The following is a 24,017-nucleotide window of genomic DNA, read 5'->3' on the forward strand; positions in this document are numbered from 1 at the left end:
ATACATTTATTTTAAAAAAGATTGATTTTTGTAACTGCTTCCTTTATGATTAGGGCAGCAAAGAAAAAATGAGGAGTGAATGAAGATGGATTATCAATTTCCAGCAGGCTTTTGGTGGGGGTCAGCCGCTAGTGGCCCACAAACAGAAGGTGTATTTGAAGGCGATGGCAAAGGGGCAAGCATCTGGGATTACTGGTATCAGCAGGAACCAGAGAAATTTTTCAATGGGGTAGGTCCTGAAAAAACCTCGCAAGTCTATACACGCTATCAAGAAGATATTCAACTAATGAAAGAAACCGGCCATACGACGTTTCGGACGTCGATCCAATGGAGCCGTCTCTTCCCGCAAGGCAAAGGAGAAGTCAATCAAAAAGCCGTTGATTTTTACAACGCCTACATTGATGAGCTGATCGCCAATGGGATCGAACCTTTCATGAACCTTTACCACTTCGATATGCCGATGGCGCTGCAAGAAAAAGGCGGCTGGTTGAACCGAGAGACCGTGGATGCCTATGTCGCATTTGCGCAAACCTGCTTTACATTATTTGGTGATCGTGTCAAGAAATGGTTCACTCATAATGAACCGATCGTCCCTGTTGAAGGCGGCTATCTTTACCAATTCCATTATCCGAATGAGATCAACATGAAACATGCAGTCCAAGTTGGGTTCCACGAAACGTTGGCGAGTGCTAAAGCCATCAAAGTCTATCATGAGATGAACCTTGATGGGGAGATCGGCATCATCTTGAACTTGACGCCAAGCTATCCAAGAGATGAGAACGATCCAGAGGATGTCAAAGCAGCGCAAATCGCGGATGCCTTCTTTAATCGTTCTTTCTTAGACCCTGCGGTCAAAGGCACGTTCCCAGAAGAATTAGTGACCATCGTCAAGGAATTGGATATGGTACCAGCGATGGAAGCCGATGATTTACAAACGATTCGCGAAAATACGATCGACTTGTTGGGGATCAATTATTATCAACCTCGTCGTATCATGAAGAAAGAATCACCGATCGATGAAGCGAAAAGTCCAATGCCTGATGATTACTTTGATAACTATGATATGCCGAACAAGAAAATGAACCCGTATCGTGGATGGGAAATCTATGAAAAAGGGATCTATGATATTTTGACGAACACGCGAGAAAACTATGGCAATATCAAGTGCTACATTTCTGAAAATGGCATGGGTGTCGAAGGAGAAGAACGCTTCGTCAATGCTGATGGCGTGATCGAAGATGATTACCGCATCGAATTTGTCTCTGACCACTTGAAGTACGTCCACCAAGCGATCCAAGAAGGAACCAATTGTGTCGGCTACCATATGTGGACCTGCATGGACAACTGGTCATGGACCAATGCTTACAAGAACCGTTACGGATTTATCTCCGTTGACTTAGCAAATGATGCTAAACGAACGGTGAAAAAATCAGGTCGTTGGTTTAAAGAAGTTTCAGATAATAACGGCTTTTAATAACAATGAAAAAAGCAATGCTGTAGGAATCAGCATTGCTTTTTTTGTGTAAAATCGCGGATTTTTTCTGGCTAATTTCAAAGGGGAGATTCTATTAAAAAACCACCTGTTTTTGCAAATGATAAGCTGGGTTAAATAAAAGCACAGTTTTGATAAAGAAAAGACTAGACATGGAAACGTTCTCGTGGTATTCTTTAGTAGAAATCGGTTTCATTATTTTGTTTAGGGTTTGAAAGGAGAAAAAACAATGGATAAATTTATTGGATTTATGGAGAAGCACTTTATTCCGATCGCTTCTAAAATAGGCTCTCAAAGACATCTAGTGGCCATTCGTGACGGATTTATCGTAACGATGCCGTTGATGATCTTAGGCTCTTTTGGGGTATTGATCAACAACTTACCAATCCCTGCCTATATTGATTTTATGAATGGCATTTTTGGTGAAGGAACATGGCAAGCCTTTGGGAACAACTTGTCAGCAGGTACTTTTTCAATACTTGGTCTGTTAATCGCTTTCACAGTAGCGTATAATTTAGCTAAAAGCTACAATCAAGACGCATTAGGTGCTGGGGCGATCTCAGTTGCAAGTTTCTTCGCATTAGGTGCAATGGCGACAGGCCCAGATGGTTTGTTAACAGCTGCCGGACTTGGTTCTCAAGGATTATTTTTAGCATTAATCGTATCGATCATTTCTACTGAGATCTTCCGTCGTCTAGCTGGCAACCCACGCTTAGTCATCAACATGCCTGATGGAGTACCACCAGCAGTTTCACGTTCATTTGCTGCATTATTCCCAGCAATGATCACCGTATCGATCTTTGCTTTGTTTACAGCAATTTTCCAAGCATTTGGTGTGACAAGTATCGTATTGTCCTTCTATGAATTGGTGCAACAACCATTCATGGGCTTGGCAAACTCTTACCCAGCTGCTTTGCTATTAGGTTTTATCTCTGCATTCTTATGGTTCTTTGGTTTACATGGTGCCAACATCATCGACCCGTTCATGCAAACGATCAATGTGCCTGCGATCGAAGCAAACGCACGAGCATTAGAAGCAGGAACAGATTTGCCTTATATCGTGAACAAACCATTCTTTGATTCTTTCGTGAACATCGGCGGAACAGGTGCGACACTAGGTCTTTTGATTGCGATCTTTTTAGTTGCTCGTCATCATAAAGCGTATATGACTGTCGCAAAACTATCCGTTGCACCAGGTGTGTTCATGATCAATGAACCAGTGATGTTTGGGTTGCCAGTTGTCTTAAACCCAATCTTGTTCATCCCATATGTGTTGACCCCACTTGTTTTAGTAACGACTGCTTATTTTGCAACCGCAACTGGCTTAGTTCCTGCAAGTACCGTCATCGCACCATGGACGACGCCACCAATCATCGGCGGTATTTTGTCGACACAAAGTATTGCTGGCGGAATCTTGGCAGCTGTTAACTTGATCTTGTCGATCGTTATCTACTTGCCGTTCGTGAAAATGGCGCAAATTCAAGAAACACGCCGTTTAAAAAATGCGTAATGTCTGATCGAGTCGATTAGAAACAAGCGCCAAACGTAATAGACCTTATCCGGCCGCGATCAGAGTGCAATACCCCTTATCACACTGCTTCATTGGAAGGTGCAGTGGTGTGATGACACTCTTTTCGTTTGGCCGGTTCTTTTCTCGTTTTTCAATCAATACAATACAACACACGTTTTGGAGGTGGCAAAATGCCCAAATATATGGAGATCGCAGATGTTCTGCGTAAAAGAATCAAGGACGGAACTTATCCGAAAGACAGTCTTTTACCTTATCAAACAGAGTTAGTGGAAGAGTTTGGCGTCAGCCGAATGACGATTAAAAATGCGGTGAATATCCTGATTATGGAAGGCTTGCTGCTGACAAAGCGCGGCTTAGGGACCAAAGTTTTGAATCATTCCTTTTGGGGCAAAGATACCTCATCGGTGACAGAATACAAAGGCCTGAGCTATCAGATGAAACAAGAAAAACGGACATTGACTAGCCAAGTCATCACCTTTGAAGTCTGTTTTCCTACAACAAGAATTCAAGAGATGCTTCAGATCACTGCCGAACAACCAATCTATCATGTGATCCGTTTGCGGATCTTAGAAGGCAATCCATACATACTCGAGCATTCCTATATGCCGTTGGATCTGGTCAGCGGTTTGACGAAAGAAATCTTGGAAGAATCCGTCTATGATTATCTACTGCAAGATTTAGGCTACAAATTTGCTGGTGCTTATCGGACTTTTCAGGCTGCCAAAAGCGATGAATACGATCAAACCTATTTAGCGTGCCAAGCAGATGACCCAGTATTGGAATTAGAACAGATCATCTATCTAGAATCGGGACGTCCAGTGGACTATTCCTGCAGCCGCAATCGGTATGATGTTCGTGGCTATTCCATGTTAGACATGAAGCCTGACCTGTTACAGCACCGCAAAAAGTAACGGCTTACAAAATGCTTCTTCAACGAAAAAACGCTTCATAGCTACTGTTGGCTATGGAGCGTTTTTGTTTTGACTTAAGAAGTGGGTTGGTTTTGATCACCTAGTTTGGCTAAGATAGTTTCCGCAACGGCTTTGGGGATGCCAGCTTGCTGGATCTCTTCCACGGAAGCTGCTTGGATGTTTTTTAACGACTTGAAGGTTTTCATCAGCTGTTGCTTGCGTTTTGGTCCTAAGCCAGGAATTTCATCCAGTTTGGAAGAAAAGCTGTTTTTACTGCGCAGTTGGCGATGGAAGGTGATCGCAAACCGATGGACCTCATCTTGGATCCGTTGCAGCAAAAAGAATTCCACAGAATTGCGTTCCAGCTGGATCGGATCTAAAAATTCCCCGAAAATCAACTCGCTGGTTTTGTGTTTGTTGTTCTTCACTAAACCGGCAACGGGAATATCTAAACCTAGCTGGTTATGCAGCACTTCTTGGGCAGCACCGACTTGGGCTTTCCCACCATCGATGATGATCAGATCAGGAAAAGGCAGGTTTTCTTTTAGGACACGAGAGTATCGGCGGTAGATGACTTCTTGCATAGAGCCATAATCGTCGCCGCCTTGTGCGGTACGAATCTTATATTTCCGATAATCATCTTTAAACGGCTTCCCGTCGACAAAAACCACCATTGCAGAAACCGGATCGGTCCCCATGATGTGGGAGTTATCGAAGGCTTCGATCCGATAAGGTGTCGCGATCCCCATGGCTTCGCCTAGACGATCCACTGCACCGATCGTCCGTTCTTCAGTACGCTCGATCAACGCAAATTTTTGTGCCAAGGCAATGCGGGCATTTTTATTGGCCAAATCGACCAATTTCTTTTTGTCGCCTCGTTGGGGCTGCAGGACTTTGGTTTCCAGCAGCGCTTCTAACGGTGCGGCATCGACATTTTGCGGAACAAAGACTTCTTTGGGAATGAAGTGTTCATTCTTTTGGTAAAACTGGCCGACGAAGGTCAAGAAATCTTCATCCGCTTCATTGTAGAAAGGAAACAAAGAGACTTCTCGTTCGATCAGCTTTCCTTGACGGATAAAGAAGACTTGGACACACATCCAGCCTTTGTCGACACTGTAGCCAAAGACATCACGGTCCATCAGATCTGTCAGAGTCATTTTTTGTCGCGTCATGACGGTATCGATTGCTTGGATCTGATCCCGCAGCTCAGCCGCTCGTTCAAACTCTAACGTTTCAATGGCTTCGCCCATCTTCTCTTTCAGGTCTTTCAAAATATCGACGTGACCGCCGTGGAAAAAGTGTTTGACTTGATCAACGATCTTCTGATAATCCTTGGGATCTACATTGTTGACATAAGGACAGACGCATTGACCCAAATGATAATAAAGACAAGGCCGCTTTTGAGAAGGACCGCATTTTCGCAATGGAAAGAGGCGATCCAGCACCCGTTTGGTTTCGTTGGCTGCTCGTGCATCAGGATAAGGGCCAAAATATAAAGCCCCGTCTTTTAAAACTTTACGAGTGATGATCAGACGCGGATAGCGCTCTTTGGTCACTTTAATAAAAGGATACGACTTGTCGTCCTTTAACATGATATTGTATTTTGGTTTGTTTTTTTGAATCAAATTGATTTCCAGCAATAAGGCTTCCGTATTTGATTCGGTAACGACGTACTCAAAATCATTGATTTCTTGAACGAGCCGTTCGGTTTTCGTATCGTGACTGCCGGTAAAGTACGAACGGACACGATTTTTTAAAATTTTGGCTTTCCCAACATAGATGATTTTGTTATTTTTATCTTTCATTAAATAACAACCGGGTTGGTCAGGAAGCAGCGCTAATTTGTTCTTGATTTGTTCGTTCATTTCAAGATCCTTTCTTACTGGTTTGCTCACGAACTGCAAAAGTAGTCAAAGGGCGGTCTAAGATCCACCGAAAAGGGGAACATTAGAGCCCATAGCCAGTACTCTTCATTTTAGCACAAATTTCTTAAGAAACAATCAAACGGGCCAGATCGGCAGCGAGGAAACGTAATCGTAAGAAAAGGTTAAGAAATCCCACGAGGCGGTGGTTTCCTCCCTTAAAAACAAGTGAATTTATTTGCTTTCTGCTTGTGAGGAATCCTCTTGCGACCACTCCTGAATGAAGGTCCGCAATCCCTCGATGGCTGGTTCTGTGACGGCTTTGCGCTGGATGAGGTAAAATTGCCGCTCAAAATTTTTATCCAGCAGTTGATAGCCAATGCCGTGGGCGGCTCGCTTGGAAAGGATCGAACAGCCGAAGCCTTGTTTCAGTAAAGCGACGATCAATTCATTGCTGGCGATCTCAATGATCGGTCCTTGAATATTTTGTTCCTCTAGATAGCGCTTAGTGTAATAGTAGACACCAGAACTCGCTTCTCGGACGAGCCAAGGACCGACTTGGGGATCACCAGCTAAGACGAGCTGATCTTTCAAAATCGGGAAACGCAAAATACTTGGTGCAGATAAGGGTTTTTCAATGATCCCTAAATCTAGTTGATGTTGCTCAAGCGCTGTTAAGACTTCAGCGGAGTTCATCATCGATACCCGAAAACGCACCGTGGGAAAGGCGTTGTATAAAGCAATCATCAAGTCAGGCATCAAGGCCATCGCATAGGTATGAGAGATGCCTAGGGCACAGTGGCTTTGATGCTGCGTGTTGGTATGGATCTCGCTGGTGATCGTCGACCACTCATCCAATAAATTCAGTGCCTTTTCGTAAAGGTACTCTGCTTGGGGCGTGGCGATCACGTTTTTGCGACCATTGCGTAAAAAAAGCGGTGTATCCAGGTCTTGTTCCAACTGCTTGATCTGAGCAGAAACCGTGGGCTGCGAAATAAACAGCAATTCGGCAGCTTTCGAAAAATTTTTCGTTTCATAGACCATCTTGAAGGTCTCCAGTAATTTCAACATTGCAATCCCTTCCATTAGAAAATTCAATCATAACTATTATACCAATAAATCCTACTGATCGGTCAATCTGTGTATAATGGATGTTATATGAAAGGATGAAAGCAATGAAGCAACGACAAACAGCATTGATACTTCCCGGTTTGTTCCTATCCTTTTCGGTAGCCGTCATCGCCCGAATCATGGCTTTGGCTGTGCCAAAATTAGGGGGAGCAACCCTTGCTATTTTATTAGGAATCATTTTAGGAAATACACTGTTCAAGCAAGAACGCTATCAAGTCGGAACGAAGGTTGCGGAAAGTCGGCTCTTGGAATATTCGGTGGTTTTGCTGGGCTTTACCGTCACTTTCCAGACCATCAGTGAAATGGGCCTTCGGGGCTTTCTCTTTATATTGCTGATGATGAGCTTGGTCATTACCGCTGCTTATTTGATAGGGAAAAAAATTGGCTTTAATCAAAAGATGAGCCTGATGATGGCAGGCGGCAATGCTGTCTGCGGATCCTCTGCGATTGCGGCGATCGCACCAGCCATTGATGCCGATGATGAAGAAAAAGGGCAGATCATCACCTTGGTCAATCTTTTAGGAACAGTGATGATGCTGACGCTGCCGTTTTTAGGCTTGGCCTTATACGGCGATGATCTGTTGCAAAAAAGCGCCTTACTTGGTGGCACGCTGCAATCCGTCGGACAAGTCGTGGCGGGGGCTAGTTTGATTGATGCCGACACCGTCAAATACGCGATGCTCTTTAAAATCGCACGCATCATCATGTTGGCAGTCGTCGTCATTGTTTTTGAACGAATGACGACAAAGACCCCCACCAAAACCAAAGCCAAAGGCAAGCTGCGGCTGCCGATCCCTTGGTATGTGTTGGGCTTCTTGACCATCTGTATCTTGAACAGCTTCTTGCCGCTGCCTAGCTGGTTGAATGAGGGCGCTCATTTTATCAGTACGTGGTTTGAAACGACGGCGTTGGCAGCCATCGGTTTGCGCTTGGATTTCCGCAAGTTTTTAAAAGAAGGCCCGCGCTTTTTATTCTATGGTCTTTCCGTTGGCGCCGTCCAAACCGTGGGTGCTGTTGCATTGATTTGGTTGCTGCGGCTCTAATTCACAAGAGGCACGACCCATAAAGCACGTTTGAAGCGCACGATTGTTTAACGAAAAAAGCCACGACGGTTGATCGAAGGGCACGCTTTGCTGTTTCTGTTGGAAGAGGCAGCAAGGCGTGACTTTTCAGATCAACTGTCGGGCTTTTTTTAGCGGCAAAGAAGGTTAGACGGGTACTTGGATGACTTGAACACCTTGTTGCTCAATCAGATCGATGACTTTGGGATCAGAATAATGATCGGTGATCAGCAGATCTATATCCGCAATTGCGCCAATCGTAAAATTGGATTGCTTACCGATTTTGCGATAATCCGCGATAACGATCAACTTGCCAGAATTTTCGATGATTTTCGCATTGACTTTGGCTTCGTGGATTACTGAAGTGGAAATGCCGGTCTGTAAATCTAACCCACTACAGCCAATGATCGTAACATCAGAACGAACGTGAGAAAATGACTCCACGGCGATGTCTCCTGACAATGCCGCTTTAGGGTAACGTATTTCGCCGCCACTTAAAACAATCGTTGATTTTGGATGGTGTTCCATTTGGATCACACTCGTGTTGTTTGTCAGCAAACTGATTCGTTTGTCTGTGAGATGGCGCAACGTTTGAGCCGCACTGGTACTCGTATTGACGAAAAGGGTATCGCCATCTTTTACTTGGCGAGCCGCTTCTTTGGCCAGTCGATCTTTGATGTACTCGATCGAGTCGGTGGGATGTGCTTCATCTTCATAAGCTTCACAGTATTCGATTTTTCCGTGGGTTTGTTTGATCTGACCCATCTCACTGAGGACAGTACAGTCTCTGCGGATCGTCATCTCTGATACTCCCAACTGATGACTGAGGGTCCTCACATCAGAAAGACCAGATGCTTTTATCAAATCGATCAATTGTTTTCTTCTTTGCCTCACTTCTTCATTGGAACGTTTCACGATACTTCCTCCTCACATGCGCTTTTTTCTATTATTGTCTTCTATCATCTGTCCAGCTTGCAATTATCCTGTGCAGCAAAATCACGTGTCTCTTTCTCACGAATTCGCGGGATAATCGCACAGCCGTCGTTTAGAAACTGCCATTTTTTTATCGTTTCTTCTTTCGAACTCATTTTAACATATCACAGAAACATTACCATATATATTAAATAATCTCATTTATTTCTCGGTAAATTAACATAAAATAAGATAAATTAACATAAAACTTGATTGAAAGCGTTTTTCTATATGTTAGAATCAAGGTGTAAATAAGCAAGGGAGGAACAAAGATGGTACACGTAAATGATGTTTCGAAAGAGAGTTGGCTGTTAAATACGTTTCCAGAATGGGGAACCTATTTAAACGAGGAGATCGAAAGTGAACTTGTGAAAGAAGGCACAGTTTCCATGTGGTGGCTAGGCTGTACGGGTATTTGGTTAAAGAGTGCGGAAGGAACCAACATTTTATGCGACCTTTGGTGCGGCACTGGCAAACGCAGTCATGGGAATGGGCAAATGAAAAAAGGCCATCAAATGATGCGGATGAGTGGTGTACAGGAAATGCAGCCTAACTTACGGACGCAGCCCTTTGTGATCGATCCATTTGAAATCAAAGGAGTGGATGCGTTAGTGGTGACCCATATTCATTCCGATCATTTAGACATCAATACCGCAGCTGCAGTCCATCAAAATTGTCCAGAAGCAAAATTCGTCGGTCCCCATGAAGTCGTTGCAACTTGGTTGAAATGGGGAATACCAGAAGAAAAAACCATCGTGGTCAAACCAGGGGATGAAGTGACCATTGGGCAGGTGAAAATCGTCGCTTTAGAAGCATTCGATCGAACCGCTCTAATTACTTGTGAAGATCCGGATACCAGCTTGAAAGGAAAAATGCCACAGGACATGGATCGTATCGCAGTCAATTACTTGTTTGAGACTTCCGGTGGGGCGATTTATCACGCTGGAGATTCTCATTATTCGAATGTATTTGCTAAACATGGGAATCAGTACAAGATCGATGTTTGCTTAGGTGCATATGGCGAAAACCCGCGGGGCATCACCGACAAGGTTACTTCAGTCGATATGTTGCGGATGGCAGAATCCCTCAATGCCAAAGTAGTGATACCTGTACACTATGATATCTGGTCCAATTTTATGGCTGATCCAAAGGAGATCACTGAGATTTGGAAGTTTAAAAAAGATCGTTTGAACTATGAGTTTAAACCGTATATTTGGCAAGTTGGCGGCAAATTTACCTACCCAACGAATAAAGATGATCTTGAATTTAATTTCTATCGCGGCTTCAAAGATGTGTTTTCGGTCGATAATGATACGCCATTCCCTTCTTTTTTATAAAAGAAGGGGGGATGCTGCAAAAGCCAAATTTGAAAGGAGCAAAGGTAATGCTGCGTTATTTTTATGAAAATGAGTTGGTTGCGATCAATCATGAACAGCCCGAAGATTGGGAAGCCGCTATCTGGGCGAGTGGCGAAGGATTAAAGCAAAAGGCGTTGATCACGGATCAGTATATTGAAGATGTCATTCGGGATGTTCATCAATACGGTCCTTATATTGTGATCATTCCCAAAGTAGCCATGCCCCATTCTTCAGCAGAAAGCAAAGGCGTCTTAGGAACGGGGATCGGATTGACGATTTTTCCAGCCCCCGTTTCATTTCAAGATGATGACCCCGACAAAGAGGCGCAGTTGTTCTTTATGCTCGCTGCCAAAAACGCTGAAGCACATATGAACAATATCGCTAGTTTATCCGAAATGCTGATGGAAGAAGGGCTGGTGGAAGATTTACTAGGTGTAAAAACAATGGCAGATTTTGAAGCGGTGATGGAGAAATATGACCAAAAAGAAAGCAGGGATTAGATGGAAATGGTAGGAGATTTCTTATTGAGATGCTGGGATTACTTTGCTCAGAATATTTTGATGCAGCCAGCTTTTTTGATCGGTTTTATTGTACTGATTGGTTACTTACTATTGAAACGGCCGTTTGTTGAATGTGTTGCAGGTTTCTTAAAGGCCACCGTTGGTTACTTGATTTTGACGATTGGCTCTGGTGGATTGGTCAATAATTTCCGTCCGATCCTGGTGGGGCTTAAGGAGCGTTTTGAATTAGATGCGATGGTCACTGACCCGTATTTTGGTCAAAATGCGATCACCGCCGGCATTGAAGAACGATTTGGACGCACCTTTGGTGACACGATGCTCTTATTATTGATTGCCTTTGTTTTTAATATCTTACTCGTTCGCTTCAAAAAATATACGAAGCTGCGGGCCGTCTTCACTACTGGAAATGTGCAAGTACAGCAAGCCGCAACGGCCTTTTGGCTGCTGCTATTCTGTTTCCCAGACCTGGGTCGAATCGAAGTCTTACTTGTCATGGGCTTGATCTTAGGCTGCTATTGGGCGGTGGGGTCCAATTTGACCGTTGGCATCTGTCAAGATTTGACGGAAGGTGCTGGTTTTGCGATTGCCCATCAACAGATGTTTGGTGTTTACTTCTTTGCACGACTTGCGGAACGCTTCAAAAAGAACAAATCCAACCGCAAATTAGAAGATGTCGAACTGCCGGGTTTTTTATCAGTCTTCAATGAAAATATGGTATCGACTTCGATTTTGATGCTCTTTTTCTTCGGTATCATTTTAGTAACGCTTGGACAAGATTATTTAATAACAGCAGGATTTATGGCAGAAGGACAAAGTTTCTTATTTTATATTTTACAAACTTCACTAATGTTTGCCGTCTATTTAGCAATTCTTCAATTAGGTGTCCGCACTTTCGTTTCTGAATTGACCGAGTCATTCCAAGGAATCTCGAATACGATTTTACCAGGTGCTGTTCCAGGGATCGATATCGCCGCAACCTTTGCCTTTGGGTCGCCAAATGCCGTGACGGTGGGCTTTTTATTCGGTGCATTAGGACAATTCTTAATGATTGCTTTACTGATTTTGTTCCGTTCACCAACGATCGTCATTGCTGGGTTTATCCCACTGTTCTTTGATAACGCAGCGATCGCCGTTTTTGCCAACAACCGCGGAGGCATCAAGGCGGCTTGTCTCTTCCCATTCTTATCCGGCATTATTCAGATCGGTGGTTCGGCATTGATCGCTACTTGGGTAGGATTGTCTCAATATGGCGGCTATCTTGGGATGTTCGACTGGGCGACCGTCTGGCCATTCTTTACAGTATTGATGAAATTCTTAGGCATCATTGGTGTGGTTCTTGTAGTGGTGATCTTATTAGTGATTCCACAGTTGCAGTACCGCAGAGATCCAGAAGGGTATTTCTTGATCGTAGATGATTATGATGCGTATATAGAAAAACAAAAATAATGAATTCTTAGGAGGAAAAGAAGATGAGAGTATTGGTATCTTGTGCAAATGGATCAGGAACAAGTTTGATGATGATGCGGAGTGTCGAAAAAGCTTTGAAGTCAGAAGGGATCACGATCACCTCTATTCATCATTGCGCGATTTCTGAAGGCAAAAGCACCGCCAAGAATTACGATGTGGTCTTTACGCCAATGAACTTTGTCAATATGTTCGATAAAGCCAAAGAAAAGGGCGTAACAGTGATCGGAGTCAGAAATGTGATGTCCCCTAAAGAAATTATTGAGCGGGTCAGAGAAGCGGGTCTTTCGAAGGAGTAGTGCATCAGGACGTGACAAGAACAAAAAGATGATCGAACAAAAGAGAGGGGAATTTCATGAGTATACCAAAACTGCAGATCGCTTGCGATCACTCCGATTTAGCTGGTGCACTGGCTGATATCAAAAAAGTTGGCGATGTGGTGGATATCATTGAAGCAGGAACTATTTTACTGTTGCAAGAAGGAGCACAGGTTTTACGCTGCTTCCGAGCGATGTATCCGGAAAAGTTGATCGTAGCAGACACAAAATGTGCCGATGCCGGTGGGACGGTCGCCAAAAACTGCCAGCAAGCTGGCGCGGATTATATGACCGTGATTTGTGCAGCAACGATCCCAACAATGAAGGCAGCGGCAAAAGAAATTGCTGAGATCCAAGTAGAATTATATGGTGACTGGACCTACCAGCAAGCACAGCAGTGGCTAGATGCCGGCATCTCACAAGCTATCTATCATCAAAGTCGTGACGCACTGTTAGCTGGTGAAACATGGGGAGAAAAAGATTTAACGAAAGTCCGTAAATTGATCGATATGGGGTTTCGAGTGTCAGTCACGGGAGGATTGAGCGTCGAGACGTTGGCTCTGTTTGCTGGCATTGATGTGTATACCTTTATCACAGGACGAGGCATCACTGCAGCTGACGATCCGCAACAAGCAGCAGTTGATTTCAAGCAAGAGATTTTACGGATTTGGGGGTAGTTTTCCATGAGTTTGATCGGTCTATATGAAAAAGCAACACCCAAAACCCTCTCTTGGTCGGAACGATTGCAGTTTGTCAAAGACCGAGGCTTCGATTTCATTGAAATGTCCATTGATGAAACCGATGAACGCTTGGCACGCTTAGAGTGGGACCAAGAGCAACGCAAAGAGATCGTCGAGGCAATCTATGCCTCGGGGATCAAAATCTTGTCTTTATGTCTCAGTGGACATCGGCGGTTTCCCTTTGGTTCGATCGATGAAAAAAAGCGCAAGCACGCGATGCATCTGATGGAAAAAGCCATTGACCTGGCTTCAGATTTGGGTATTCGCTGCATCCAATTAGCCGGATACGATGTGTACTATGAGGAAAAAAGTCTTTGTAGCCGAGAATGGTTCATTGCCAATCTAAAAGAAGCGGTCGCTAGGGCGTCTGAAAAGGGTGTCGTTTTGTCACTAGAGATCATGGATGATCCGTTTCTAAATTCTATCTCAAAGTATTTACGGATCAAGGAGCAGATCCCTTCGCCCTATCTACAAGTCTATCCAGATGTCGGGAACCTATCGGCCTGGCCAGAAAATGATGTCGGTTATGAATTAGAAAAAGGCATTTGCGAGATAACCCAGATTCATTTGAAAGATACATTGGCGGTTTCAGATAAGTTTCGAGGAAAGTTTAAAGAAGTACCGTTTGGCACTGGGTGTGTTGATTTTGATGGCTGCTTACGCACGCTGAAGCGGTTGAATTATAACGGTTCTTTTGTCATCGAGATGTGGAGTGAGACGAGCGCTGACCCGATTGCGGAAATCGAACAAGCCAAAGCATTTTTATTACCAAAACTAAAGGAGGTCGGTTACCTTGATCAATCAGCTTCAATTGATGAAAGAGCGAGTCTATCAAGCCAATAAGAGACTGCCTGAGGAAGGACTAGTAAAGCTAACTTGGGGAAATGTCAGTGAGATCGATCGAGATTTAGGGATCATCGTCATTAAACCCAGCGGTGTTGATTATCAGACGATGACGGTTGATTCAATGGTAGTTTGCGACTTAGCGGGAACGCCGAAAGAAGCGAAGGCGTTGAAGCCTTCCTCGGATATCAAAACCCATGCGCTATTGTATAAGCACTTCGAAGGCGTCAAGGCGATCGTCCATACGCATTCGACAAATGCGGTAAAATGGGCGCAAGCACAGCGAGACATCCCTGCATATGGAACGACGCATGCGGATACTTTTTATGGTAGTGTCCCTTGCACACGACCGTTACGGGCCTCTGAGGTAACGGCAGACTATGAAAAAGAAACTGGCAAAGTCATTGTCGAGACGTTTGAAAAGCGGGGATTAGATCCACTTGCATGCCCAGCTGTCCTCACAGCGGGACACGGTCCCTTTACTTGGGGGCAATCTGCGGAACAAGCGGTCAGCAATAGTATTGTTTTAGAAGAGATCGCAGAAATGGCATTAGGTACCGAAGCTTTGACCTTGGATCGAACACCGATCGCTGATTATTTGCTGGATAAACATTATTTCCGCAAGCATGGCGAACATGCTTATTATGGACAAGGATAACGGAAAAGCAGCCATTCCTAGCGATCAAGGAACGGCTGCTTTTCTATTCGTTTTCTTCAGCGAGTGTTTTCACATAAAAGCGATCCATCGTGGTATGCTGTGCTGCCAATAGTGGCTGGCACAATGCGCGATAGCCGGCTTTTTGATAGACATGCAAGGCTGCTTCTAGAGAATGATGGGATTCTAAATAGAGTTGCCGATAACCTAGTTCAACAGCTTTGGCCTCGATCTTCGCCAGCAAGGGATAGCTGAGGCGCTGCCCTTTGGCAGCATCACTGAGATAAAATTTTTGCAGCTCGGCGATTTTCCCTTCTGAATCATAAGCGGCAAGACCACCGCCGCCTAAAAGGGTACCCGATTCATTAGTGACGACAAAATAATGGCGGCTAGCAGGATCTGCTGCATAAAATTCACTTAAGTGGTCTAACTCGGGATCAAAATAGGCAGTCCCTGGAACCGCCAACTGGTGGTCGGTCAAGCTTTTGCGAATGATAGCGGCTAAGGGCGCATCATCTTGAGATTGGATCGAACGAAATATCGGCTTCATGCAGCTCCTCCTTAAAGTGAAAGTAAATGAATAGCTATAGTGTACCACAGCATTGAGGTAGTGTTTAGTGATGATAAGAAAAGCCATCCTCGCAATGGCGCCCCTCTTTAATAAGAAAACCGCCCCTCGTTGCCGGGCTCCTAATGTGAAAAGGAGTATGGCGCAACGAGGGGGCGGTTTTTGTGCGTTAGTCATGGAAGCAGTAATTAGAGCGTTTCACCATTGGAGGCGATCACTTGCTGGTACCACGCAAAGGAATCTTTTTTCAAACGATTCAAGGTTCCTTTCCCGGTATTATCTTTGTCGACATAGATCATGCCATAGCGTTTCTCCATTTCGCCGCTGCCGAAGCTGACGATATCAATGATCCCCCAAGGCGTATAACCTAATAGCGGCACACCATCTTCAACCACCGCTTTTTCCATCTGTTCGATATGCTCTTTCAGGTAAGTGATGCGGTAGTCATCATGGACTTGCTGCTCATTGGTTAATTGATCGTAAGCACCAAAGCCATTTTCTACGATAAATAGCGGCAAGTCATAGCGTTGATAGATCGTATTTAACACATAGCGCAACCCGACTGGATCGATAGGCCAGCCCCAATCAGAAGCACTGATATAAGGATTCCTCACGATTTTTGCTCCCGGGATATCCTCAGTTGGTGTGCCAGCCACTTCATCAAGGGTTGAGATCGTTCCTGACATGTAATAGCTGAACCCAATATAATCAACGGTTCCCGCTTTTAATAGCGCTTGTTCCTCGGGCGTGATCTCAATCGTGATGCCTTTTTTTGCCCAATATTTTTGCACATAGGTTGGGATCTTGCCTCGTACGTGGACGTCGCTGTAAAAATAGCGACGTTCATTGGCTTTGACGGATGCCATCAAATCAGCGGGTGCGCAAGAGTAGGGGTAGACTGGGACATAGGCCATCATACAGCCAATCTGAAACTCTGGATTGATTTTTTTGCCTTCGATCACCGCTGCCGCACTGGCAATCAACTCATTGACGCCCGCTTGAAAGACGAGTGCTTCTTTTTGACTGTCATCCTCGATGATCATGGCAGAATTGGTCCAAACGTGCAGCGGCTCTTGCCCATCTGCTTGATTATTGATCTCATTGAAGGTCATCCAATACGTTACTTTGTCACGATACCGTTGAAAAACGGTCTTAGCGAATTTGACAAAGAGGGGAATCACTGCTTTGTTAGCAAACCCACCAAATTCTTCATAGAGGGCATAAGGCATTTCAAAGTGGGACAAAGTGATCACGGGTTCGATGCCGTTTGCCTGCAATTCGTCGAAAAGATCATCGTAGTATTGGAGACCGGCTTCATTTGGTTCTTCTTCTGTTCCAGTTGGATAGATCCGACTCCAAGAAATCGATGTCCGTAGACATTTCAAGCCCAGCTCTTTGAATAACTGGATATCTTCTTTGTAACGGTGATAAAAGTCAATGGCTTCATGGTTCGGGTAATACTCTCCTTCAATGACGCCTTTGGTGATTTTACGGGGAATACCGTTGCCGCCGGCCGTCATAACATCAGCGGTACTCATTCCACGGCCAGCAACATTCCAAGCGCCTTCCGCTTGATGGGCAGCGATCGCGCCGCCCCATAAAAAATCTTTTGGCATTTTTGCGGACATAAATTTCATTCCTCCTCGACTCATTCATTTGCTTATAATTCTACTTTTTGGGAACGGTTAGAGGCGATCACGAATGGCAAATAGATCAAGACCGAAATCGCAAGACAAACGACACCGACAACTGCAGCGATCGCATTTCCTCCAGTTCCTAAAAAGAGATTAATGACTCCGGGGGTCGTCCATGGTACCCCAATCGCTGGGGTCGGCATGATCGGCCAGACAACAGTGACAAAATAACCCACTAAAATATTGACCATTGGCGTCAAAATAAACGGAATGATCATGATTGGGTTCAAGACAATCGGTAGACCGAAGATCATCGGCTCATTGATTTGGAAAATTCCTGGAACTAAAGACATCTTAGCGATCTCACGTTGTTCTGGACGTTTTGAAGCGATGAAGATCGCAATGATCAAGCCCAATGTCATACCAGTTCCGCCCATATTTGCGAACATATCATTTAAAACGCCCCAAGTTTCTTTGTAAGGAACGTCCCACAAGGAGCCGCCTTGGTTGATAAAGTCTAGGTTAGCTAGGTCCTGTTCGGTAAAAATCGCTGAACGAACCGCATTTAATGTGTTTGGTCCATGGATCCCGATCGCAAACAACGTAGTTTGCAAGAACGCCAAAATCAAGACACCGACGACATTGCCCCCCAGATCCCGCAATGGACTTTGGATCCCATTATATATCAGTTCATTGATGCCTTCTGGTGCGATCATCAAAACTAAGAAATTGATCAAAGCAGTGACTGCCACGATGATCACGATCGGAATCATGCCAGAAAAGGAGCGAGAAACTGCTGGTGGTACCATTTCAGGCATTTTGATCTGCAGTCGTTTGACTTTGAAAAGCTTCGGCAAGAATTCACCGACCAAACAAGCCACGATCATAGCTACAAACAACCCTTGGGCGCCTAAATATTGTGTGGAGATCACATTGACATCATCTACTGCAAAGGAGGTCGGGTACAAGATCATAAAGGCAGCGACACTTGTCAAACCAACTAGCGTAGCATCTGCTTGGAAATGCTTGGCTAAAAGCTGAGCAACAAGAAACGCAATAAATAAACTCATAATGTTGATGGTCCCGTTCGCCACGGAAGCCAGGACTTGCTGGGCACTTTCCAGATTCGGGAAAAGTCGATTCAGTTGAAATAATTGCACGATGAAACTCTCATTGGAAAATAAAATATTGTTGACCAAAATAACGAGAGAAGAAGCGATGGTCAGTGGGAAAATCAGCATGAACGCATCTCGAATCGCTGCTACGTGGCGTTGATTGTTCAACTTTGTTGCGATTGGTACCAACGAGCGGTCTAACAGGTCATTGAATTTTTGCATAATAATAACACCTTTCATTAATTGATGCCATCATTATAGCGAATGAAAACGACTAAAAGTAAGCGGATACGGATTCCGTACATATCTCTCAAGAAATGAAAAAAATTCCGCAGCTGGAACACAGTGTTACAAAAAAAGATGGTTCAGTAAACTGAACCATCAAGAATGGGTACGATAATCTTGCAAATAGCCGATCAGCGTTTCTAAAATCGCTACTGAAGGCAGTTGACTAGTCAAATCAAGAAAGATGTCTTTGCGTTCCTCTTTGATCGCATACTCGATCGAATAATCGCACAGACGTGCCAACGTACTTTCCCGATTTGGGGTAATGCAGTACTTCTGCACGATCGCCTGATTGTCTAAACCGGTAATGACTTCGATCAGTTCTTTGGTTTCACCAGAGACACTCAAAAAAACCAAAACATTCTTTTGATCTTTTCGTAAAAAGCTTTTGATTGGGTAGGTCAGTTCATCAATGCTGATGCTAAAGTAACCGAGACTGGCTAGTTTGCGGGCAACGTATTGCGCGATCGCACCGGATGCCCCCATCCCCATAAATAAGATCAAATCGGCATCCCGCATCGCTTCGGCGAGTTTTCGTATTTGGTATTCCGCATCAGGGTGGAAGATCTGCATATTCAAGCCTTTGATGCGCGCTTCTAAACCTAAGTGTTCAGGATGCGCATCAAAATGGGCTTTTTCTAAATGATTTTTGATATAGAAGCGAAATTCTGGAAACGACTGAAAGCCGACTTTTTGAATAAAACGAAAGACCGAAGTCGAAGAGACATGGGCATCATCGGCAATGTCGCGCACGCGCATATACGGGATCTTTTCTAAGTGATTGACGATAAAACGGTAGATTTCTTGTTCTACCGCAGAGAGCTTGTTCAAGTTTAATTGTTCAAAAAGCGCCATGCTGGTTCCTCGCTGTCCTAGATAATCAATTTACACCAGTATAGCATATCCGAACTTTTAACGGTGCAGCTGTTGGTGGATCTGATAGACTGCGCCGATCAAGCCGGCGTCGTTTTTCAGCTTCGCTGGACGAACAGGTGCGATGGTTTGTCCGCGCAAATAATTGATCGCTTCATGCCGTGTTTCCGTGATCGTCAAGCGAGCCTGCAGGCGTTCCCAGAAATAAGGATTGGCACTGATGCCGCCGCCGATCAATATCAATTCTGGGTCAAAGCAGCTGATCAAATTGATCAGCCCTACAGACAGATCCGTCAGAAATTGGTCCGTCAGCTTCAGCGCCAACGCTTCGCCTTGCTGCGCGCGGTCAAAAATTTCTTTGGCGTCTTGGGTGGGTTCAAAGCCAGGAACTGCTGCCCCCGCTAAATTGTAGAGGCGAATCAAGCCGCCTACGACGGCAGTTTTTTTATTGATGGAACTTTCCTCGATATTGCCTTCTTCTGGCAGATGATCGATCACCATCCAGCCAAATTCACCAGCCATGCCATGAGCACCTCGGTAGACTTGATTATTGATCACGATCCCACCGCCTACACCAGTGCCTAGGACAAGACACAAATAGTTGGCAGCCTCTTGCGCATTGCCGATCCATTTTTCAGCGATCGCTGCTGCATTGGCATCATTTTCCACCGCCACAGGCAACCCTGTACGCGCTTCCAAGACTGCTTTGAAATTTTCGCCATATAACGATTTGATGGCGCCCGCAGTTAACATAAAGCCGTCTTTTTGAACGATCCCGGGGGCGCTGATCCCAATGCCATCAATCGTGTGGCGGTTCTGGGCATCTTCGATGATCGTGAGTAGATCCTGATAAAACTGGGCTGGTTCATAGCTAGTAGGGATCGCTGATTTTTCAAGGATCACTCCGCTTTCATCTAAAACACCATATTTAATACTTGTTCCGCCAATATCAAATCCTACGTACATTCTTCTTCCTCACCTTCTAAAACATTGTTGCCTTAAGTGTACCATCTGGCAGGAGGAATTTTTTTCTTTTTTTAGCTATTTTTTTGCCTGCCGTTTCCGCTGCATCCAAATAAAACAAAATGTCACTTTTGCCTTCCTGATTGGTTCCTTTGTACACTTCCGTATCCAGACCTCCGATACGAAAGCCTGCTCGCAAGTAGAACAGACAGGCAGAAGGATTGTTGTCCTGTGCTTGCGTGTAGATGCCGCGATAACCTTTGGCAAGGGCCGCTTTCAGTGCCTGGTGGATCAGTAGTTGACCGATTCCTTGCTTACGGTAGTCTGTGTTGACCTTTAAGTCATAGAGGTACAGATACTTGAAAAAAGCGTCTTGAACGATCGCTAAGCCGATGCATTTTCCATCATCATAAGCACCGATAAACAGACTGTTTCGGCTCATTTCGTCATAGCAATAATTTTCATCTGGGAAACGCATCGTCTGAATGTCTTCAGATGCAAATTTACAGATCGTGTACTGCCAGCTGCCCTCATTATAAGACGGCAGCAGTTTCCCCCATAAGGAGAAGGGTTCGTTTTTTAAGCGGATGTCAGCTTGATGTTTTTGATCGATCAGTTTGATTTCTAGCATGGGGCACCTCGATTTTCTATAGATTTCAATCATGAGTATTTAAAAGTAAGTTGTTGCAGTTTAGTTTACTACAAAGAATGAAAAATCACGATACTTATTAAACAGTCTGGTCTTCCTGTGAGAAGGGACGTTTTTGTAGGAGAACTTAGTTGTTTGTCTATACGTTGAGGTTGGAAAAAGCAGAAATATTCCATTGATACCTTAGTCACAATGACCGACGGAAAAATACGCCTTAAGTTTGATTATATTTATCGCTTGTTTTTTTATACTGAAGGTAGATAGAAAAAACGGAGGACAATCACTTGAAGAAAGCAATTAGTATGATCCTGCTCGTGTTAACGATCGGGACCGTCACATTGGTTACATGGTCTTATTTTACGAAAGATGATTCCAGCGAACTGGTTCAGCTGGTGGATCGTTTCAATCCGTTCGTACCGGAGAAAAAGGTCTATGTCAAAACATCCGACGAGTATGGTGTGTTGCAAGAACACGATTCCTACGAATATACACAAGAAGGGGTCAATGAAGATGGACAAAAGATAAAAATCACGTTTTGGGCACCACAAAAGCTAAAAGAAAATGCCTACCTAGAGCTTGATGCAAAGGGCAAACATGTGGAGTCGTATCAAGAGGTGACCGAGCAAGATCTCCCTGACGCCGTCAAAGACGAGTTGGTTACGACTCATTGATCATCAAGCCTGCTTGAAAAAAAGGACAGGAAGTCATTTCCCGCAAGTTGGGAGATGGCTTTTTTCGTGCATTCACTTAGAGAAAAGCTCGCCAAGATTTGATTTAGGTGAAAAAGATTAGAGGATGATAGAATTTTCAGAAAAAATAGATAATTTTTTCAATTCTTAGTTGCAATAGCAGAAGCGTCTGGTATTCTCTATGAGGTAGTTAAAAAAAATCATTCATATAATTAAAAATAGCGACAATGAGAGAATCACCTTGTATGGAGGATCAACGGTTTTCAAGGAGGAACCTATGAGAGAAAAAAATCAATTAAAAAAGCAGATGAAAACCAGACATATCACTATGTTGGCACTAGGTGGCGCCATCGGTGCTGGCCTATTCAAGGGCAGCGGTGAAGCGATCCAGTTAGCGGGGCCTGCGGTCTTGCTGGCGTTTATTTTTTGCGGGCTGATCTTATTTGTCGTCATGACAGGACTGGGACAGTTGGTCTTATCTGACCAAAAACAACATGGTCTTTCGGGCTTAGTCCAGCCATATCTTGGCGTGCATACAGCCGATTTCATTGACTGGATCTACTGGTCAATGTGGATGATCAACATCATCGCCGAAGCAGTTGCTGCCGCAAGCTTTTTGCAGTTGTGGTTTCCCAATATTCCAGCTTGGATCTTTGTGTTGATTTTGGCACTGCTCACGACCACCATCAATTTGTTTTCGGTTCGCTTGTTTGCGGAAACGGAATACTGGCTTTCCTGGGCCAAAATCAGTGTGGTGATCGCGTTGATCTTGGTGGGTCTCTATCTGGTTGCCACGCAAGTCTTTGATTTGGGCTTTTTCCCGACGATGAGACAAATGACAGACTATGGTGGTTTTGCCCCCCATGGTCTCAAAGGGTTTATCAATTCTTTACTGGTCGTAATCTATTCGTACGGCGGTTCTGAATTAGTAGCCATTACGATCAGTGAAGCGGAAAATCCCAAAAAAGCGATCCCGCAAGCAATCAAAGGAGTGATGACTCGGATTGCCGCTTTTTACATCATTCCCTTGTTTCTTTTACTGATCATTTATCCGTGGAATCAATTAGCCGATCCAAATGTCAGTCCTTTTGTGATGGTGTTTCAAAAAATCCATGTCCCATTTGCCTCCGACATCGTCAATTTAGTGATTATTTTGGCTTTGTTTTCGTCGATCAATTCTGGGGTCTATGCTTCTTCAAGAACGTTGTTTTTCCGATTAAGCAACAATGGCCAGAAAAAAAGCCGCTTTACGATGCTGAATAAAAACAGCGTGCCCCAACGAGCGATCATGTTTTGCAGCGGTACATTATATCTTGGGGTCGTTCTTTCTTACTTTTTAGGCGACAAACTCTTCAATTATCTAGCAGGCTCCCTGTCTTATACTGTATTGCTGATCTGGTTGCTGATCAGCGCGGCGGCGTTTGTTTTGGTACGCAAGCAGAAGAAAATGGGCTATACGATTTTCTTGAGTGGGGCGATCCTTGCACTGATTTTGCTGTTTGTCGGTATTTTGATCACTAACCCATTGGCGGTCACTGGCTTCACCGCACTATTGTATACGATCATTTTTCTTAGTTTTTATTGGAACCATCGAAAAATTGAGAAAACCAGTGAAAAAAGTTGAAGAAACGTCCCTTAAGACATAAACTGATGGGGAAGGAACCCCGCGTTCGGTTGTTTCTTCGGTTCTCAGGAATGTGACGATAAAATAAAGTGTAGGAGAAGACGAAAATGGTTAATTTTTGGACATTGATTTTCGGCACCCTCAGCTGGGTCGTGGTGGAAAGTCTGCTTTACAATCCGATGCATAAGTGGGGCAAGTTTTGGGCGAAAGAATCAGGAATGGCAGAGAAGATGGCTGATCAGCAGATGACGACCGGTGACATGCTCTTTACCTTTGGCGGCACGATCGTTGGTGGGATTCTCTTATCAGCAGCGACCTATCAAGTCGTCTATTGGTTTGCAACATTCGATCATGATGGTTGGCTGATGACCTCCTTGCAAGTCGCTTGCTTATTGTGGCTAGGGGTTTATGGGGTCGCCACCTTCGTGATGGCTGTTTACTCGGGACAGTCCCGCAAATTAGTCGGGTTGCACCTTGTGAATGGGTTTCTAGGAGTGATCGTTTTAGGACTTGTTGTCGGCTTGATTGGACAGTAGGCAACGATCATACCCCAGCGAGAGCGTTCAAAGGTCTCAACGAATCAATCCTAAAGAAAGCCGATCTTGTTTCAACAAGGTTGGTTTTTTTGTGCGTAAAATTAATCTTACTATAAAAAATAGCTATAAAAGCAAATAATTTATGCTATACTAAAAGCACTTTAATCTGTAGGAAACCCAAATCCGCGGATTGCGGAAAAATCATCAAAGAAACAAAATTAGG

The 24,017-nt window shown here is 44.3% G+C and carries 23 protein-coding genes; 14 read left to right on the forward strand and 9 right to left on the reverse strand.

Features of this window, described 5'->3' with window-relative positions; genetic code table 11:
• Window positions 1–79: 79 nt before the first annotated feature.
• The 3 genes from A5867_RS01520 to A5867_RS01535 all read left to right on the forward strand — a co-directional run bounded on the left by A5867_RS01520 (window position 80) and on the right by A5867_RS01535 (window position 3,934).
• The gene (locus A5867_RS01520) at window positions 80–1,474 is read left to right on the forward strand and encodes a glycoside hydrolase family 1 protein (protein WP_005232729.1); all 1,395 of its coding nucleotides are present in this window, start codon (window positions 80–82) and stop codon (window positions 1,472–1,474) included.
• A gap of 247 nt (window positions 1,475–1,721) precedes the next feature.
• Entirely contained in the window at window positions 1,722–3,002 is a 1,281-nt protein-coding gene (locus A5867_RS01530; RefSeq protein ID WP_005232725.1) for a PTS sugar transporter subunit IIC, read from the forward strand.
• Between the two features lie 191 nt (window positions 3,003–3,193).
• Window positions 3,194–3,934, forward strand: a complete 741-nt coding sequence (locus A5867_RS01535) for a GntR family transcriptional regulator (protein WP_008376546.1) — start codon at window positions 3,194–3,196, stop codon at window positions 3,932–3,934.
• Window positions 3,935–4,008: 74 nt separating this feature from the next.
• On the opposite strand, the gene uvrC is transcribed toward A5867_RS01535, so the two are convergent.
• Together uvrC and A5867_RS01545 are read right to left on the reverse strand one after the other, a co-directional pair.
• Window positions 4,009–5,799: an excinuclease ABC subunit UvrC gene (gene uvrC, locus A5867_RS01540; RefSeq protein WP_015508751.1), complete on the reverse strand. Its 1,791-nt coding sequence runs from the start codon at window positions 5,797–5,799 to the stop codon at window positions 4,009–4,011.
• Between the two features lie 231 nt (window positions 5,800–6,030).
• Window positions 6,031–6,882 carry a LysR family transcriptional regulator gene (locus A5867_RS01545; protein WP_087626723.1) on the reverse strand — a complete coding sequence of 284 codons (852 nt, stop codon included), beginning with the start codon at window positions 6,880–6,882 and terminating at the stop codon, window positions 6,031–6,033.
• 65 nt (window positions 6,883–6,947) lie between these two features.
• On the opposite strand from A5867_RS01545, the gene A5867_RS01550 reads away from it, so the two are divergent.
• Entirely contained in the window at window positions 6,948–7,970 is a 1,023-nt protein-coding gene (locus tag A5867_RS01550) for a putative sulfate exporter family transporter (RefSeq protein ID WP_087626724.1), read from the forward strand.
• A gap of 165 nt (window positions 7,971–8,135) precedes the next feature.
• On the opposite strand, the gene A5867_RS01555 is transcribed toward A5867_RS01550, so the two are convergent.
• Window positions 8,136–8,903, reverse strand: a complete 768-nt coding sequence (locus A5867_RS01555) for a DeoR/GlpR family DNA-binding transcription regulator (RefSeq protein ID WP_010748560.1) — start codon at window positions 8,901–8,903, stop codon at window positions 8,136–8,138.
• Between the two features lie 329 nt (window positions 8,904–9,232).
• On the opposite strand from A5867_RS01555, the gene ulaG reads away from it, so the two are divergent.
• The 7 genes from ulaG to araD are packed head-to-tail and all read left to right on the forward strand — an operon-like array spanning window position 9,233 to window position 14,861.
• Window positions 9,233–10,297, forward strand: coding sequence for an L-ascorbate 6-phosphate lactonase (gene ulaG / locus A5867_RS01560; RefSeq protein ID WP_074934297.1), 1,065 nt, complete (start codon window positions 9,233–9,235; stop codon window positions 10,295–10,297).
• 47 nt (window positions 10,298–10,344) lie between these two features.
• Complete coding sequence (locus A5867_RS01565) at window positions 10,345–10,818, forward strand: PTS sugar transporter subunit IIA (RefSeq protein WP_010748562.1); 474 nt, start codon at window positions 10,345–10,347, stop codon at window positions 10,816–10,818.
• Window positions 10,819–12,285 carry a PTS ascorbate transporter subunit IIC gene (locus A5867_RS01570; protein ID WP_087626725.1) on the forward strand — a complete coding sequence of 489 codons (1,467 nt, stop codon included), beginning with the start codon at window positions 10,819–10,821 and terminating at the stop codon, window positions 12,283–12,285.
• A gap of 23 nt (window positions 12,286–12,308) precedes the next feature.
• On the forward strand, window positions 12,309–12,602 hold the full coding sequence (locus A5867_RS01575; RefSeq protein WP_008376531.1) for a PTS sugar transporter subunit IIB: 294 nt from the start codon (window positions 12,309–12,311) through the stop codon (window positions 12,600–12,602).
• Window positions 12,603–12,658: 56 nt separating this feature from the next.
• The gene (locus A5867_RS01580; protein ID WP_010748564.1) at window positions 12,659–13,297 is read left to right on the forward strand and encodes a 3-keto-L-gulonate-6-phosphate decarboxylase UlaD; all 639 of its coding nucleotides are present in this window, start codon (window positions 12,659–12,661) and stop codon (window positions 13,295–13,297) included.
• A 6-nt stretch (window positions 13,298–13,303) separates the two neighbouring features.
• Entirely contained in the window at window positions 13,304–14,203 is a 900-nt protein-coding gene (locus A5867_RS01585; protein ID WP_010748565.1) for an L-ribulose-5-phosphate 3-epimerase, read from the forward strand.
• Entirely contained in the window at window positions 14,175–14,861 is a 687-nt protein-coding gene (araD, locus tag A5867_RS01590) for an L-ribulose-5-phosphate 4-epimerase AraD (protein WP_087628147.1), read from the forward strand. Before A5867_RS01585 ends, araD begins: the two co-directional genes overlap by 29 nt.
• 43 nt (window positions 14,862–14,904) lie before the next feature.
• On the opposite strand, the gene A5867_RS01595 is transcribed toward araD, so the two are convergent.
• From A5867_RS01595 to A5867_RS01620, 6 genes are all read right to left on the reverse strand, one after another.
• Window positions 14,905–15,408 (reverse strand): GNAT family N-acetyltransferase, encoded by a 504-nt coding sequence (locus A5867_RS01595; RefSeq protein WP_010748567.1) that lies wholly within the window; start codon window positions 15,406–15,408, stop codon window positions 14,905–14,907.
• Between the two features lie 206 nt (window positions 15,409–15,614).
• Window positions 15,615–17,054: a 6-phospho-beta-glucosidase gene (locus A5867_RS01600; RefSeq protein ID WP_087626726.1), complete on the reverse strand. Its 1,440-nt coding sequence runs from the start codon at window positions 17,052–17,054 to the stop codon at window positions 15,615–15,617.
• A 32-nt stretch (window positions 17,055–17,086) separates the two neighbouring features.
• On the reverse strand, window positions 17,087–18,397 hold the full coding sequence (locus tag A5867_RS01605) for a PTS transporter subunit EIIC (RefSeq protein WP_087626727.1): 1,311 nt from the start codon (window positions 18,395–18,397) through the stop codon (window positions 17,087–17,089).
• A 159-nt stretch (window positions 18,398–18,556) separates the two neighbouring features.
• Window positions 18,557–19,315: a MurR/RpiR family transcriptional regulator gene (locus A5867_RS01610; protein WP_010748570.1), complete on the reverse strand. Its 759-nt coding sequence runs from the start codon at window positions 19,313–19,315 to the stop codon at window positions 18,557–18,559.
• Between the two features lie 57 nt (window positions 19,316–19,372).
• Entirely contained in the window at window positions 19,373–20,299 is a 927-nt protein-coding gene (locus A5867_RS01615) for an ROK family protein (RefSeq protein WP_087626728.1), read from the reverse strand.
• Window positions 20,300–20,315: 16 nt separating this feature from the next.
• Window positions 20,316–20,927 carry a GNAT family N-acetyltransferase gene (locus tag A5867_RS01620; RefSeq protein WP_249270001.1) on the reverse strand — a complete coding sequence of 204 codons (612 nt, stop codon included), beginning with the start codon at window positions 20,925–20,927 and terminating at the stop codon, window positions 20,316–20,318.
• A gap of 320 nt (window positions 20,928–21,247) precedes the next feature.
• Between A5867_RS01620 and A5867_RS01625 the strand changes: the two genes are divergently transcribed.
• The 3 genes from A5867_RS01625 (at window position 21,248) to A5867_RS01635 (ending at window position 23,794) form a co-directional block, all read left to right on the forward strand.
• Complete coding sequence (locus A5867_RS01625) at window positions 21,248–21,616, forward strand: YxeA family protein (protein WP_016609076.1); 369 nt, start codon at window positions 21,248–21,250, stop codon at window positions 21,614–21,616.
• Between the two features lie 295 nt (window positions 21,617–21,911).
• A complete protein-coding gene (locus A5867_RS01630) occupies window positions 21,912–23,258 on the forward strand; it encodes an amino acid permease (RefSeq protein WP_087626729.1) in 1,347 nt (448 codons plus the stop codon).
• 107 nt (window positions 23,259–23,365) lie between these two features.
• Entirely contained in the window at window positions 23,366–23,794 is a 429-nt protein-coding gene (locus A5867_RS01635) for a DUF1761 domain-containing protein (RefSeq protein ID WP_005226702.1), read from the forward strand.
• The last annotated feature ends 223 nt before the right edge of the window (window positions 23,795–24,017 follow it).

This window comes from Enterococcus sp. 6D12_DIV0197, from assembly GCF_002174385.1.
In the GTDB taxonomy this organism is placed as follows: domain Bacteria; phylum Bacillota; class Bacilli; order Lactobacillales; family Enterococcaceae; genus Enterococcus_D; species Enterococcus_D casseliflavus.